At 33.8% G+C, this 15,756-nt stretch carries 16 protein-coding genes; 6 read left to right on the top strand and 10 right to left on the bottom strand.

Annotated features, from left to right (window positions below; all coding sequences use genetic code 11):
• Positions 1–140: 140 nt before the first annotated feature.
• Positions 141–746, bottom strand: coding sequence for a hypothetical protein (locus H6622_16275; GenBank protein MCB9063081.1), 606 nt, complete (start codon positions 744–746; stop codon positions 141–143).
• Positions 747–922: 176 nt separating this feature from the next.
• On the opposite strand from H6622_16275, the gene H6622_16280 reads away from it, so the two are divergent.
• Complete coding sequence (locus tag H6622_16280; protein MCB9063082.1) at positions 923–1,180, top strand: hypothetical protein; 258 nt, start codon at positions 923–925, stop codon at positions 1,178–1,180.
• Positions 1,181–1,199: 19 nt separating this feature from the next.
• Here the strand turns inward: H6622_16280 and H6622_16285 are convergent, their stop codons facing one another.
• The 4 genes from H6622_16285 to H6622_16300 all read right to left on the bottom strand — a co-directional run bounded on the left by H6622_16285 (position 1,200) and on the right by H6622_16300 (position 4,704).
• Positions 1,200–2,258 carry a bifunctional (p)ppGpp synthetase/guanosine-3',5'-bis(diphosphate) 3'-pyrophosphohydrolase gene (locus H6622_16285; GenBank protein MCB9063083.1) on the bottom strand — a complete coding sequence of 353 codons (1,059 nt, stop codon included), beginning with the start codon at positions 2,256–2,258 and terminating at the stop codon, positions 1,200–1,202.
• An 82-nt stretch (positions 2,259–2,340) separates the two neighbouring features.
• Complete coding sequence (locus tag H6622_16290; GenBank protein MCB9063084.1) at positions 2,341–3,636, bottom strand: ATP-binding protein; 1,296 nt, start codon at positions 3,634–3,636, stop codon at positions 2,341–2,343.
• The gene (locus H6622_16295; protein MCB9063085.1) at positions 3,629–4,351 is read right to left on the bottom strand and encodes a response regulator transcription factor; all 723 of its coding nucleotides are present in this window, start codon (positions 4,349–4,351) and stop codon (positions 3,629–3,631) included. The genes H6622_16290 and H6622_16295 overlap by 8 nt, the downstream gene beginning before the upstream one ends.
• Before the next feature lie 131 nt (positions 4,352–4,482).
• The gene (locus H6622_16300; protein MCB9063086.1) at positions 4,483–4,704 is read right to left on the bottom strand and encodes a hypothetical protein; all 222 of its coding nucleotides are present in this window, start codon (positions 4,702–4,704) and stop codon (positions 4,483–4,485) included.
• A 159-nt stretch (positions 4,705–4,863) separates the two neighbouring features.
• Here H6622_16300 and H6622_16305 point away from each other — a divergent pair, with 159 nt between their 5' ends.
• The gene (locus H6622_16305) at positions 4,864–5,622 is read left to right on the top strand and encodes a hypothetical protein (GenBank protein ID MCB9063087.1); all 759 of its coding nucleotides are present in this window, start codon (positions 4,864–4,866) and stop codon (positions 5,620–5,622) included.
• Here the strand turns inward: H6622_16305 and H6622_16310 are convergent.
• Entirely contained in the window at positions 5,619–7,805 is a 2,187-nt protein-coding gene (locus H6622_16310) for an amino acid permease (protein MCB9063088.1), read from the bottom strand. The two genes, H6622_16305 and H6622_16310, sit on opposite strands and share 4 nt — an antisense overlap.
• A 51-nt stretch (positions 7,806–7,856) precedes the next feature.
• Between H6622_16310 and H6622_16315 the strand changes: the two genes are divergently transcribed.
• Positions 7,857–8,462 carry a lysophospholipid acyltransferase family protein gene (locus H6622_16315; GenBank protein ID MCB9063089.1) on the top strand — a complete coding sequence of 202 codons (606 nt, stop codon included), beginning with the start codon at positions 7,857–7,859 and terminating at the stop codon, positions 8,460–8,462.
• Between the two features lie 70 nt (positions 8,463–8,532).
• On the opposite strand, the gene fadA is transcribed toward H6622_16315, so the two are convergent.
• Entirely contained in the window at positions 8,533–9,696 is a 1,164-nt protein-coding gene (gene fadA / locus H6622_16320; GenBank protein ID MCB9063090.1) for an acetyl-CoA C-acyltransferase FadA, read from the bottom strand.
• Positions 9,697–9,724: 28 nt separating this feature from the next.
• Positions 9,725–11,866, bottom strand: coding sequence for a fatty acid oxidation complex subunit alpha FadB (gene fadB / locus H6622_16325; GenBank protein MCB9063091.1), 2,142 nt, complete (start codon positions 11,864–11,866; stop codon positions 9,725–9,727).
• 186 nt (positions 11,867–12,052) lie between these two features.
• Between fadB and H6622_16330 the strand changes: the two genes are divergently transcribed.
• Both H6622_16330 and H6622_16335 read left to right on the top strand, forming a co-directional pair.
• The gene (locus H6622_16330; GenBank protein MCB9063092.1) at positions 12,053–12,556 is read left to right on the top strand and encodes a hypothetical protein; all 504 of its coding nucleotides are present in this window, start codon (positions 12,053–12,055) and stop codon (positions 12,554–12,556) included.
• A 20-nt stretch (positions 12,557–12,576) separates the two neighbouring features.
• A complete protein-coding gene (locus H6622_16335; GenBank protein ID MCB9063093.1) occupies positions 12,577–12,999 on the top strand; it encodes a hypothetical protein in 423 nt (140 codons plus the stop codon).
• Here the strand turns inward: H6622_16335 and H6622_16340 are convergent.
• Together H6622_16340 and H6622_16345 are read right to left on the bottom strand one after the other, a co-directional pair.
• On the bottom strand, positions 12,980–13,783 hold the full coding sequence (locus H6622_16340) for a hypothetical protein (GenBank protein ID MCB9063094.1): 804 nt from the start codon (positions 13,781–13,783) through the stop codon (positions 12,980–12,982). The genes H6622_16335 and H6622_16340 overlap by 20 nt on opposite strands.
• A gap of 32 nt (positions 13,784–13,815) precedes the next feature.
• Positions 13,816–15,180 (bottom strand): HAMP domain-containing histidine kinase, encoded by a 1,365-nt coding sequence (locus H6622_16345; protein ID MCB9063095.1) that lies wholly within the window; start codon positions 15,178–15,180, stop codon positions 13,816–13,818.
• A gap of 227 nt (positions 15,181–15,407) precedes the next feature.
• On the opposite strand from H6622_16345, the gene H6622_16350 reads away from it, so the two are divergent.
• Positions 15,408–15,749, top strand: coding sequence for a hypothetical protein (locus H6622_16350; protein MCB9063096.1), 342 nt, complete (start codon positions 15,408–15,410; stop codon positions 15,747–15,749).
• Positions 15,750–15,756: the final 7 nt, after the last annotated feature.

A 15,756-nucleotide genomic window follows, 5' to 3' on the forward strand; every position in this document is an offset into this window, starting at 1 on the left:
AAGATATATATCAAGAATCTTAACAAAACTAACTCCTTGTTATTTGTATGGATAACAAGGTGTCATTTTTTTTAAGCAATGAAAATAAAATATCTTTACGTGCAATGTGTTATTGAAATAATTTCAATTTAGTTCGATTTTTAATCCAAACTCTCTTCTGCATAATTGTAGAGGTACTTACGAAACTCGATGATATTCTCTTGGTTCATAAGATCAATGAGTTCGATGCTCTCAGGGAAAACATCATACAAAAAATATTCTAACGTATACTGAATGGTGTGCATTCCAATAAACAAATTCACAAAAAAATCCAAATCTTGTTCAAGGTAAGGCAATACTAATTCTTCAACATCATTGTGATTTTCACAGCTAGAACAACCTCCGCATACTCCTCCATTAATAACGAAATTGAGATGTTCTTGACATTGTTTTGCAATCAGCTTTTCCCTTTCATCTGTAGTGTCTGCAAATTTATCAATTAAAGGGATGGCCTTATCTTTATTTCTTTTAAGTGCCATGAAGGCCTCTTCATAAAAAGTACTTGTGAGAGATGCAAATATGCTATCTTCTAAACAACTCATAAGTAGTTCTTGATCGTTACGAGTTTCATTTTCAAGATGTTCAAGAGAATTAATTGCAAGTCTGAATGGAAATTCGTCACTATCTTCTAGTGAATTAAATATTTGAATAAAAGGAGAATAGTGTCTGTTAAGTAAGGTTTCTTTGACTCTTTTAAATGAAAACATATGTACCTCATCCGATGAGTGGTTCTGTCCTTTAGAGATTGTAGCATGGTTAAACAATGAAAATATATCTTTCTATGAAATAATATTTTCTTAATAATAACAATATGTCGATTGAAATAGTCCGGTATAAAAGTTCAATATATTCAATTTTTACTTTTTAAAAACGATAAGCTGATATGCCAATTTCAAAAGATGAACAGAAAAAAAATTATCGTGAGTTGGAGAAACTTAAAAGCCAAATGGCCAAGGAGGCCAGCAATATTAATAATGTTGCTCTAAATGTTTCCACCTCCACAAATACTACAAAAAATGACCATACATTGAGTAATACAATACTTTTATTTTTAATTTTCTTGCAGTTGGCAGGTTTGATTTTTTTTATTGCAATCTATATAATGTTGTCTGTTGGTATTAAATTGCCTTTAATTTCATGAATCTATTATTTTCTTACATTCAATTTTTAAGAAAAACATTCATGCAAATGATATCTGTGTGTTCATATTTTAAAAGCATCCGAATATATTTTTCAGCATAGACTTTGTCGGTAAGTAGTCTATCAAGATGTGCCCACATTTCTGGAGAATCGTCCGGATTATATAAAGACTGATAAAAGAGGTCCCATTCCTGAAAGTACTTACTGACTTTAGAAGGATATCCGGACAAAAGGAGTTTCAAACCTTTTTCTACATTTGCGATTCTATCTGCAAGCTTGAGGATTCGTGAACCTTCATGCTGCGTAGTGAGCTTATAAGTTATTCTCAGTCTCTCTTGACTGCTCATTCCTTCAGTTTTTTCGACTTTTGAGACTCCTCTTACAATGAGTGCAATTAATTGATTAAAGTCTCTTTGAAGATCTTCATATGTTAAATCAGTATCCTCTATAATATCATGTAACCATGCCGCACTACCTAGGACAAGACCTAGCATTGAGTCTTTTGGCCCAATTCCAAATCTTTTTAAAACGGCCCTAACTTCTCTCAAATGCACTGAATATCCCAGTCCATCATATTGATGTTTGAATTCTACTTCATGTTTGGCCTGAGCTAAAGCGATGATGTTTTTGTGCTGAAGTTTTAAAGAATCAATCTCATGCTGAATTTTATTCACTCTACTTAATATTTTAGTAGGGACTGAATTGAGAATAATATATTTTTCATCTTTCAATCCTGCTTCAATAAATTTTGATATATTTTGTAGCGCTCTGGCAAAAGAAACTCTTTCGTGAGGTTTTAACTCTTGTATAATGATGTCAATGTTTGCCTCATTAAACCAAAGCTTCAATGAAACATTATTTTTTCTAAGGAGTGGTAAAAGACAGTAATAAGCATCATAGACTTCCTCTCTGTGCTCTATTTGATGCTTTTTGCTATTTTTTAGAATCATCTCTGCTCTAGATGGCATTGTATAGAGGTTTGTAAATGGAAGATCTATCATATCTAATGCTTTAGTTATTGCAATTGATTGAGAGACAAAAAGTGAACAAACTATAACTTTTAGCATCGCAATAAACATGATTACTCCTGAATTGTTGATAGATCATTACAATTGTTTTTCGGCAGTGTAAACCACTTTAGGTTACTAAATCTGGTCTAAGCTAAGCATTTTGTCTTGATGGAAAGAACACATTGAATGTTGTTCCCAAATCAAGAGTGCTAGATACAGTAATCTCTCCATTTAATTGTGAAACTGCGTGTTTAACAATTGCTAAACCTAATCCTGTGCCACCTAATTCTCGAGATCGTGAGGCATCAACTCTATAAAATCGCTCAAAAATTCTTGAGATGTCTTTTTGGGAAATACCTATCCCTGTATCTTCGATTGAAAGGTGAACTTTATTATCCACTGTTGTCCATTCTATTTTTATAGTACCTTCGGATGGTGTATATTTGTAAGCATTGTCTAATAAATTTGTAATGATTTGTTCTAATATTTTTGTATCGACTTCAAAAGAGTCGACCAGGAATTTGGTTTGAATCTTAATTCTTTTAGCTTGGTAAATTTGATTCAAGTTACTTATGATTCTCTTGGTTGTTTCTTCTGGTGAAGCAATTTCGTAAAATAACTCCTGATTATTTTCTAGTGATGAAAGATCAAGTAAGTCTTTGAAGAGTTGAGTCAATCTATCAATTGTGAATGCCATTCGATCAATGAAAGAATGAAGAGTTTCAGGGAAGTTTTCTTTTTGTGCTTGTATGACTTGAATGTGTCCTTTTAATGCAGTTAAAGGAGTTCTCACTTCATGTGAAATATTTGCAGTCAGATCTTCTTTCAGTTTTTCATTTTCTCCTCGGATCATGGATTCTTCTTTGAATGAAAACCAAATGTTTAAAATCATAATAAAAACAAATAGTGGAACTAGGATTAAAAAGATTGATCTTTGTATATTATAAATTGTACTTGCTAGATTTCCCATAGGCAGGGCAAATCTAAGAATGGTTACTTTTTGATTGAATATTGTTTTTATCGCTCCATAGACCATGTCCAATTTTATGGTGTTACTGAAGCGAGTAGATTTACCTTTACCTAATTTTAAGGCCTGAATTATTTCAGGGCGATTGATATGATTATCCATTAAGCTTTTATTTGCACGGTTGTCACAGAGTACTTTTCCGTCAATATCTATGACTGTAATCCTAGGAGTTTGGGTTTCAACCAATTTTAAATCACACCAATTTTGAGGAGGAAGATTTTTTTCATAAAGAAATTTCTCGTAAAGGTGAATCCCTGAAAAAATAACCTCTTCAGTCTGTTTATGAAACGAATCTTTATAAAAAAAACTTGAAACAAGATATGTAGAAATAAGCCCTAATATTAAAATACAAAGCTGAAATAAGACAAGCTTTTTGAAAAATGAGGCACTATGCGTTCCAAACTTTAGTCTGTTAGACATAGTTATCCGTTACTCGGTAACCGATTCCTCTGATTGTCTCAATCATTTTTGAGGCATCACCAAGTTTTTTTCGAAGTCCAAATATATGTGTATCAATTGTCCTTTCTGTCACATGTATTTCATCTCCTTGGATATTTTTTACGAGATCTTTTCTACTTAGAACTTTGCGTGAACTTTGTAAGAGAAGACATAATAATTTGTATTCTGATAATGTGAGTTGAATAGGTTCTTCATAGACCCAAACTTCACATTGGTCAGTGTCAACTTTTATAGGGCCTATTTCACTAATTGAATTCACGAGAGGTTCTGTTTTTCCTTCAGATATCAGAATTTGTGATCTTCTTAGAAGTGCCTTCACTCTGGCCATAAGGACATTTAAATCAAAAGGTTTTGTTATGTAGTCATCTGCTCCGGCGTCTAGTCCTTCAATAATGTTTTCAGATCTTGTAAGTGCAGTTACCATCAGTATGGGGTGGTCTTTAGTTTGATTAAAATTTCGGATAAATTTGCAAATTTCAATTCCATTCGTTCCAGGTAACATTCTATCGAGTATAAAAAGATCAAAATGATTATTTTGTATTTCTGTGAGAGCATTTTGCCCGTTGGATATTGCCGTAACATCGTATCCTGCAGATTGAAGGTGATATTTCATAACATCTACAATATCGATTTCATCTTCAACGATTAGAATTTTTTCTCCATTTAAAACAGGCACACTTCGCTCCTTTATGTAAAAAATATTCGCGCTCAATCTAACACAATTCTATCAAAACAAACGTTAGGATTAGATTAGACATAAATATAAATAAATTTAAAGGACTTCAAGCGTATTGGTAAGGGGAAGGATTATTTTAGAAACTTCATAATGGCATCAGGAACAGAGGAGCAACGGTATTTTTTACCATTTGACATCCTGAGCCAGTATCCATCAATCAGATCCTCATTAAGCATTATCTTAATAGGTTTAATTGACACTATGTGATCTACGTTAAGAAGAGCAACTTCCTCTGCAGTATCAACCATTTGATCATCTTTTGTACTTATGAGCGTGAACTTTAGAAAATTCATAACTTATTTGTCTCCTTTGCAAGCTTTATATAATAAGAGATAGAAAATGACAGCTTAACACTTACAAAAATAAAAAATTATAGGGTTCCATATTTTTTATTTGCAATTTCTTCTTCTAGCTGACATGTTTTAAGAAGTTTTTTGTTTAGGGAGCAAAAATTGAAAAAGTTATTATTCATTCTGATTGGGGTAACCTCATTTACAAACTTTGCGCAAGCACGAACAATTAGAAAGTATTTTAGAAACGGTAATTTCTATGTGTTTAATTACGAATTAGAATCTATTAAATTTGTCGACCAAAAAAATGGAGAAGAACCTAGACAAATATTGAATGGAGATATTTCCCAAATCGAATCAGGAAGAAAATCAAATATGTTCTCAAAAGAGATTGTTGAAGCATCCTCAATCCTCAAGGATGACTATGAATTTATTCTCCTTAAAAATAACGAATCACATCGATTTTATCCTGTTGTGGTTGATGGATTTGTAAATATTCTCACTCAATACGGCGAAGTCCAAACTTTGAATTATATGCACTTAGAAAGTGTCGTATTTTCATATCTCCAAGGACAGCAATTTCCTACTCCAGAAATAGAATATGATTTTTTTGAGTTCGAAGGTATTGAATTTATGCACCTAGAAATTCGAGTTAAAGATGAATATCATCAACCTACTTATGATAATTACCTCATACGTGAGGACGGTACTCATTTTTTCTTTTCAAATAGCGATGAATCACTCTTGGGTAAAATTAGGCCATCCAAAAACGGCGAATTTGATTCTAACATAGATAAGCTAGGATATAACTTGAGATTATTTAATGATTACTCTATTAACTATATAACAGAAAAAAATTCTTTACATTGGGATGTTTTACTCAAAACTGTTCATAGCAATTGTGAACAATACTTACTTTAATCTTTATCGTTAGCAGTCTTTTCTAATCTTATGACAGAGCAAGCTGATTTTGCCGTAATCCTATCGTATTTATTACCAAAATATTTTTGAAAGAAATTCAATTTTAATTGTCCAAAAACTATAAGGTCATACTCAGCTGTTGTCTCAATTAACGTTTGAGTTTCATGTTTTCCTTGAATAATTTTGAAATTTAATTTTAAACATTCACAATCTGCATAGAGTTTCACTAGATTATCACGCTCATTGTTAACTTCATCTCTGTTAAGATCGTTTTTGACAAATTTTGCAATAGTTAAATCCGCGCCATTAACAGATGCAAAATGATCAGCAATATTCACAACTTGATAGTCAAGATGATTATAATTTATCAGAACTAAAACTTTTCGAATATAACGAACACCAGTGTCTCTAAAGGATAAAATATTACATGAAAGGTGATCTTTCATCCAATCTATCGGAGAATGTATTGTAAAGGCCCCTCTGGTCTTTCCTCCCCATTCTGTTAACAACCAATCAATTTGTAAACGGCCATGAAGATCATGAACTGTTTTTAAAATATCATGCGAAACGATCGGATCATAATTTATATCCGACTCTAATGATTTTGCCATTGCAGTTATTCTTCGCCTAAGGGAACGCACAAAAGTAAATTCCTCTCTTAAATCACTTAGATCTGTTTGCTCTGGAACTTCAATTAAATGAGAAACTTCAACTTTACCTTCTCCGGCCAATGCGACACCAATTTCTACAAGTGTCTCAGAAGATCTCTCCTTTCCAAAAAGAGTAACTAAGACATTGGTTTTCTCGGCCAAATCAAACAGCTCAATATTATTTGTAAAAAAATGTGGACGAGCATCCTCTTCATCTTCTTCTATAAGATCTTTTCTTTTTCCTCTAATTCCAATAACACCCAATCGATTTGTGTTTTTTCTCCCATAAATGAGATAGACAAAAATTCCGGGAATGATAACTCCCAAAAGTGCAGCAGGCACAATGTATCCCATTGATCCAAGAAGTATGATACTAATTATTATTCCGGAAATCTGAATTAATGGATAAAGTGGCGATTTATATTTAGGTTTATACCATTGAACTCTAGATTCTCTTAAAACAATGACAGCAACCATGAGGAAAGAAAAATTAAATATCATCAGTGCTGAAGCAATTTTTGCAATTTTTGTAACATCAACGAAGATTAAACAAATTGCTATAAGCATAGATGAAAAAACTATTCCGTAAGTCGGAGTTAAATAATGGGAGTTAAGTTTTCCAAAAAAACTCGGTAATAACTGATCTCTTCCCATTGCAAAGGGAAATCTCGAAGCCGCAAGAATTCCAGCGTTTGCCATCGAGGTCATCGTTAAAATACCAATGACTGCTGCAACCGTTCCTAGTATTTGTCCCCCAAATTGATAGGCCAAATTATAAATTGGTTTCATATCTCCAAAAAGGGTTTCGACTTTCAGATTTCCAACCAAAGTAAATGTGACTAGACAATAGATTGCCGTAATTGCGAGTAAGGATAAAAAAATACCCCTAGGTAAGTTTTTCTCAGGCATTTTAATTTCTTCAGCTATAGCAGCAATTTTTGTTACACCTGCATATGAAATATAAACCATAGCAGTCGCCGCAAATAATCCACTTGGGCCATGAAGCATAAAAGGAGAAAAATAGGACTCATCAACACTGTTGATTCCTAGTCCTATTAAACCAACCAGTCCTACACAGGCAATAGATACCACAGTGATTAAAACACCTGTGACTTTTCCAACCCCAAGAATATTTAATAAGGTGATAATTGCTAGTAGAGTCATCGATGTAGGTAATAAAGGTATTTTTGCTAAAACTGTCAAATAAGCACTAAATCCAATCAAAGCAAAAGCACATTTGAAAAGTAGTGATAGCCAAAGTCCCAGACCTGTGACTGTTCCAAATAAAGGCCCAAATGTTCTCTCTATATAAACATATGTTCCACCACTTGTAGGCATGGCCGTGGCCAATTCCGCTTTGGAAATGGCCGCAGGTAAAATTCCAATTGCTGCTAAAAAATAGGCCAACCAGACAGAAGGACCGGTTTCACCAACGGCCAGACCTGGTAAAACAAATATCCCAGAACCTAACATTGAACTCATGCTGATGGCGAATACACTACCAAGTCCTAATCGTCTCTCAAGTTTTTTCAATTTTTGGCCTTTGTTAATTCACTTTTGTCGATTAATATTATAGTAATAGGTATGCGCTCTGTCTTAATATATTTTCTCTCCATTGTTCTTAAGATTATCTTTAAAACATACAGAGTTGAGAGGTTTGGTCTTGAGAATCATCAAAGGTTAATGAATAATGGTAAACCTTTTATCTACGCTTTTTGGCATGAACATATAATCTCGGCCACTTCAACTCATAAACCTGACAATATTTGGGCGATGATTAGCAGCTCCGATGATGGAGAAATTGCAACTAGGATTGTCAAACATATGGGATTTAATGCTGTTAGAGGTAGCTCACATCGTAGAGGAGCTGCAGCGGCAAAAGATGCATTGAGAAAACTAAAAGAAGGCAAACTTCTGGCCATCGCCATAGATGGCCCTAAAGGACCTAGAAGAGGCCCAAAAGCAGGAGTGGCCCAATTGGCCTATCTTGGTAAAGTTGCAATTTTACCCCTGAAAATTATACCTTTGAATTTTTGGCAGTTTAATAGCTGGGATAAATTTAAATTTCCCAAACCTTTTAGTATAATTAAAATCGAATATTGTGAGCCAATATTTGTTAACAAATCTGAAGAAATGGAATTATTGACAAAAAAGTTAACTGAAACTTTGAATTTAGATAAGCTAGTTTGAAGTATATAAAAAAGATTTTGATTAAAAAATGGATGATGACCTTTTAACAAAGATCACCATCCGACTATTTTCAGATCATTTCTACTATTGTTGCAACTCCTTGCCCCATTCCAATACACATTGTCGAGATTCCCCATTTAAGATTTCTCTTTTTCATTTCATGGAGTAGGGTAGTTGTTATCCTTGCTCCTGAGCATCCAAGTGGGTGTCCCAAAGCAATGGCACCACCGTTAACATTAACTTTTTCTTCCATTACATCCAAAAGACCTAAATCCTTTAAGACTGGAAGAGATTGTGCTGCAAATGCTTCATTCAATTCAAACAGATCGATCTCTTCTATTTTTTTATTGGCCCTTTTAAGTGCCTTTTTAACAGCTGGTACAGGCCCATATCCCATAATCGAAGCATTGCATCCTGCTGCGGCCATGGAAACAATTCTGGCCATGGGTTTAAGACCTAATTCTTTAGCTCTTTTTTCTGACATTACAAGAATGGCCGACGCTCCATCTGAAAGCGCAGAAGAATTTCCCGCTGTGACAGTCCCATTCACCGGATCAAAAACAGGTCTTAATGAATTCATTGCTTCTAGACTTGCATCTTTTCTAAAAACTTCATCCTCTGTCACAAGAAATGGAAGTCCATTTTCGTCGTGTCCTAATGTTGGGATGATTTCATCTTTAAATCTTCCCTCTTCTGTTGCTTTAGCTGCACGTTGATGACTTCTGAGTGCAAATTGATCTTGCTTTTCTCTCGTTATTCCGTGCATTCTCCCGAGTAACTCTGCCGTTAGCCCCATCGCCCCCGCGGCCTTTGCTGTTGTTTGGGAGAGTTTTGGATTGAAGTCTACCCCATGAGTCATTGGGACATGTCCCATATGCTCTGTTCCTCCGATTAAATAAACTTCTCCTTGTCCGGCCATGATCGCCTGGGCGGCTATATGTAAGGCCGACATTGAAGAGCCGCAAAGTCGATTGACGGTTTGAGCCGATACAGATAAAGGAATTTTTGTTGCAAGTTGAGAGTTTCTTGCAATATTGTAACCTTGTTCAAGGGTTTGCTGGACACATCCCCATATAATATCTTCTATTTCAGACGGGTCTAGTTTTTGGTTTCTCTCTAATATAGCATTCATTAAATGTGCAGTTAATTCTTCGGCACGTACATTTCGAAACACACCATTTTTTGACTTCGACATCGGAGTTCTGATGGCGTCAACTATTACTGCTTGATTCATATATTTCTCCTTAAAAATAAATTCTTTTTTAGTAAAAGTTTTTCCCTTCGCTGATCATTACTTCTAACATTCTCGGAATCGCATAGAGATTTCCAAGAGAATGGTATTTTTTTGAAAGTTCAGCTAAATTCTTTAATCCAATAGTATCAGCATATTTTAAGGCCCCAGTCCTAAAGGGAGGAAATCCTAATCCAAGTAAAAGACCCATATCCGCTTCTATTGGATTTTGAACTATTTTATCTTCCAAGCAACGAATGGTTTCAAATATCAATGGCAACATCATTCTTTCAATAATTACCTGCTCATCAACTTCAACTTCTTTTTGAACAATTTCCTTGAGAAGTTTATACACCTCAGGGTTTAAATTCTTTATGGGTTTACCCTTTTTATCTAGTGTATACTCATAGAACCCAAGTCCATTTTTTTGACCATATCTATTATTTTCATACATTACATCAATGGCCGTTTTATTTTCCATTTTCATTCGATCTGGAAATCCTTCGCCCATTACTTTTAATGCGTGTGAGGCAGTATCTAGTCCTACAACATCTAATAAATAGGCCGGGCCCATTGGCCATCCAAACTTCTCCATTGTTTTGTCAATTAATTTAAAATCCACTCCATCTTGAAGAAGCTTTATAAGTCCACCAAAGTAAGGAAAAAGAATTCTATTAACTAAAAAACCTGGACAGTCATTTACAACAATTGGTGTTTTCCCCATTTGGAGGGCATAAGAGACAACTGTTGCAATAGTTTCATCAGATGTTTTTTCTCCTCTAATAACTTCAACTAGTGGCATTTTGTGAACAGGATTGAAAAAATGCATCCCACAAAAATTTTCAGGTCTTTTTAAATCCTGTGCTAATTTAGTAATTGAAATAGTAGATGTGTTCGAGGTGAGAACAGTATCTTCATTTATAGCATTTTCAACTTCCGCAAGAACTGACTTTTTAATTTTCTCATTTTCTACTACGGCCTCAATAATTACCTGGGCGTGTTGAAAATCACCGTAATTCAAAGTTGGTGCTATAAGATTGAGAGTTTGCGCCATCTTCGCTTCGTCTATTTTTTTTCTTTCAAGTTGTTTTCCAAGTAACTTTGTCGCCTCGTTTAGACCAAGTCCAATGGCCTCTGGCCTGATGTCTTTCATAAGGATAGGTATTCCACTAGAAGCAGATTGGTAAGCAATACCACCACCCATAATACCAGCACCAAGAACAGCTGCATGTTTTACGGTTCTAGCTTCTTTACTTAATTTTTTTGAATTTTTCTTGAGATATTGATCTCCTAAGAAAACTCTAACGAGTGATTCAGCAACAGGTGTTTTCATGAGTTTAACAAACACGTCACCTTCAATATTAAGTGCCTCTTCTCGTGATAGTGTTGAACCTTTTTGAATTGTCTCAACGGCCTTTAGCGGAGCAGGGTAGTGAGGTCCGGCCATACCCGCAACAAATCCTTTGGCCCCTTCAAACACCATAGTAGATTCAATTTTATCCAATTTAAGAGGTGACTTTTTCTGTAGATTTCTTTCATTCCATTTAAGTTCTCCACTATTTGCTCTATCAATAATGGTTAAAGCAGAAGTCAAAAGTTGATCTTCAGAAACGACAGCATCTACGGCCTCTATTTTGAAAGCATCTTGAGCTTTCCATTGCTTACCTGAAGCTATCCATTCGATTGCATGATCAGCTCCAATTAATCTAGAAAGTCTAACAGTTCCACCCCAACCTGGCATAATTCCAAGTTTAGTTTCGGGTAATCCTACTCTGGCCTTAGGTGTACAGATCCTATAAGTTGTCGAGAGGGAAACTTCAAATCCTCCGCCAAGTGCAAAACCAGTAATTGCACTAACGGTTGGGTATGGAAGGTCTTCAATTTTATTAAAGCTATTATTGACTGCAACCAACCAAGCTTTCATATCTTCATCCTTAAGGGCCATTTTTCCAATGAATTCTGTAATATCAGCACCCATTACAAAATTATTCTTTGCTGAATAAAGTATGAGACCACGAATATCACTTTGCTTAGTGATAATATCAGTGGCCTTGATAAATTCTTCAACTGTTTGAGCATTAAAAACGTTAACACTTTCGTTTTTTCTATCGAAAATTAAATGCAAGACGCCATTCTCATTTTTGAGTTGAAGGCAATTTCCATCCATCAACATGCATTCTCCTTTGTAAATATAATTTATGCCCCTCCAAATTACGTGAAGGCCAACCAATTGGAAAGCTGTTAGGGGCCAAATATCTAGAGCTATTTAAATATGAGTCTTATTTTTGGCAATTTTGTATAAATCAATATTGATGGTAGTCAAATTCTTTATAATAAATTCTATTAAATACAAATAGTTATGTATATAATCTTAATGTGTATTGCTAGACTTGTGGCATCAAAGGATAATGTGAACAAAACATCATATCTATATATGGTTCAATCAGGAGAAGTTAAAATGGTTAAAATTGAAATCTTGGAAGGTCTTAATCGTGTGTATCTCAAAACAACCGATTATATAACAATTGAAGATGTTAAAAACCTCAAAGTTCAACTTGAGTCACAGGTGCACAAACTAAGCCCTGGCTTTTATTTAGTTCATGACTTTTCTGGTGATGTTGTTGGTAATACGGAGACAAAGGAATACATACAAATTATTCAAGCAACTCTAAAAGAATGGGGTGCAAAAAGAGTAATTAGAGTCACTGGAGATAACAGTTTGCTAGAAAATTTTTTGACCAATGGCCAAAATGAAGAAATTGAAAATGACTTTTTCTACAATTGTAAGACTCTTGAAGATGCAGAGAGCTATATCATGGAACAAAATGGTTTAGAACTTAACAAAAAAATTGGAGCAGCATAGTTTTTTGACTTGGAGAAGATATGACAAAAGATAAGTTTAAAATAGTAGTCCAGACAGAGTTAAATCGGTTGTATTTGTATATTAACGGCTTTGTTACAGATGGAGAGGTTCGCTCAATAATAAAAAAAATTAATGATGTCATTTTTGATTTAACCGAAGGTTTTGCTTTCATCATAGATATTTCAAATAATGCTTTGGCCTCTAAAAATATTGATAAAGATTTCCAGAAGGCCTTAGCAATGTTAAAAGGATATGGCGTTGGATTAATTATTAGGGTAATTGGAAATAATACTCTGGGGAATAATTTTTTAAAACTTCGACATGGATCTGGAAACTCCAATGTAAAAGTTTTTCAGGATCATTCTCAGGCGGAGAGATTTCTTATTCAATTTCAATCTAAATTATTTGAAGAAAAACTATCCTCTAAGGTGAGAGTAGATTAATTGCAAAGGCCATAAAAAAACCTGTTTCAAAAAAATTTTCAATTTCTACACTTTTGGTCTTGAAATTGTCGCCAAGAAAAACATGATGTGTATGTGAAATTCCAAGAACCAAGTGTTCTGTGAAATAATGGTAAAAATCAGCTCTAAACATATTAACAAAGGGTTTAACTTTTGTCTCTCTTGCTCCTTCATATTGGCCATCAAACCACATAGGGCCTCCGCCAAGTCCTCCAGCGATACTTCCATAGTTGGGCAAATCGTATTGAACTTTTACCATCATCGCAATGTGAAAAAATCGAAAGTAAATATCCTCACTAAATTGTGCATCAAAAAATTTCAAACTAGGGGAAAATCGAATATGCCATTTATCTTTTCCGAGTGGTGGTTGAAGACGAAAGATACTCAGTGATCTAAAGATACTAAAACGACTAGGGTTTTTATCTGTACTTCCCTTCAAATATTGATCGTAGATTTTGTCTTCATCTATTCCGTAACTTGAATTTCTAATAATTGTAGTTCCTACAGCATTTGGAAGGATTCTGACGATTATACCCGAGAAGGACTTAGGTTTGGGGTTTTCTATATATCTTTCTTCAATTTTTTTACTTAGATTTATGAATAAATTTCCAAGAGAGTCTTCAAATTTTCTCACATTTTGTAAAAAAGGGTATTCCTGTTGATCTTCTTTTGAAGTTTTTTCAGTATTAATTTCCTCTACAGGTTCAATCTTCTTTTGAACATGAGAACATGAAATAAAAAATAAACAGATGATAAACCAATTCATGGAGGCGGATACTACAACAAAATACTAAAACTTTAAAGTTCTGAGACAATTTCTGTAGAATGTCTTTTAGGGGTCATGTCCTCAATATTTTCTATTGCAAGTTCAAACTTAGGAAGTCTTATCATGAATGTTGTATGTTTCATATTATCAACATACTCAATTTCACCCTGATGTGTTTCTATAATGTCACGACAAATATGGAGACCGAGCCCCGTACATGATTTATTGTTTGAGTGGGATTTAAATTGTGTAAATAAATAGGGTCTAATTTTTTTATTAACACCTTGTCCTGAATCCGTAACTTCAATGAAATAATTATCTTCTCGGTCTATAATGGATACATTTATCCACTTGTGTTCAAGTTCACAGATTGCATTAAGCGAATTTTGAAAAAGATTGAAAAATACTTGGTTTAAAAGTATTGCGTTACCAAAAACGATAATTTCACTTTGCGGAGGGAGAAAATTAAATTCAACGTTTTGGGCCAAGGGATGTTCTTTTAAGATGTAAATCAGTTCATTAATAAGATGACGTAGATCAAAAGCTCCAAGATCTTTTAAATCTCCTTCCTTAGATAGATTTTTTAAAGAATTTATCATTCGTCCAAGTAAATCGATTGATGCTTGAATTTTTTTAGAAGACTGTAATATTTTCTCTTGAGCTTCCTCATCACCTGTCTCTTTAAAAATATGTATCTGATTTTCAATTCGTTCAGAATGGAGTCCAATATGATAGAGGTAATGTCCAACTTCATGTGAAATTTTGGATGCTAACTCGCTCATAGAGGCCAGGCGATTTTTTTGATCTAATTCTTGTGCTTGGTCTATGATTTTTTTTACAAACGCCCTTAACTCATTTTTTGCAATAAGAACAAATGAACAAGAAACGAGATTGCCTATTAAAAAGTGAATGGCCAGTTTTTGTTCTATAAATCCACTTCCTAGAAACTCAGCAACCGATAAATTCTCAATATTGATTAGAGGAGGAATAAGTAGAAAAGCTTGATTTACGATTGAAAGAGTACACATATAAAGAAGAAATCTAAAACTTACTAAAAGCGAAAATAAAAAATTAGCAACAATTATCCATATGTGTAATCCAGGAGATTTTAAAAACCAACCCAAAAGATGAAAAATCAGAAAAGTCGCAAAGGCCATAAAAGTAGCGACTTTTTTATTTTCAACTTCGAATCTAATGAGTAGTGAAGAAAATCCAGCAGCAATGAGTATAAAAAGACAAGGATAAATTAGCGTGTTTGATAAAGGTAGCGAAAATAATTTATAGACAGTGACTAGTATCAGTGGTGTGACAATACCCAATCGAAGTATAAAAATGAGATTCTTTCTTTGGGAGAAATCCCTTTCTTTTTTATATTGAGTATAATAGTGATTTTCCAAATTTCACTCCAATGAAATTTTTCTTAGACTTATTTAAGCCTACATCAAATTTGTTTAAATTAGAAATTAATTATGACAAAAAGAGATGATTTATATCAGGTGTATTATTTCTGTTACGGCCGTGTTTCTAGTTTGAAACAAAATTAATCAAAATAAAGACTTTAATGTAGAAAAAAGTTGGCATGGACTTTGCTTATTAGAACTGCAACAAACAAATAGGAGTTTATATGCAAATTCAAAAAAACCTTTTAAGACAGTACATGACCTTATCAAATCAACCAACACTTAAAGAAATCTCTGTTGAAACCGGTATACAAGTTTCAAGAGTTTTTAGAATCTTTAATGGTGCAGAAATGAAGATCTCAGAATTTATGGCCTTCCAAAAATTAGTTAAAATTAAAAATGGGATGGATTCAAAATTAATTGAACTTGTCGAAGAAAGTTCAGAGGTACTTCCAGCGTCAATTTTAAGTGGGATTGAAAATAAAATTCGCAGACAAATAGATCTTTGGAAATATACCAAAAATCAAACATATCCAATATATAGAGAAACTGCTCAATTTATCTAAAAAATAG

This window comes from Halobacteriovoraceae bacterium, assembly GCA_020635115.1.
Classification (GTDB): Bacteria; Bdellovibrionota; Bacteriovoracia; order Bacteriovoracales; family Bacteriovoracaceae; genus JACKAK01.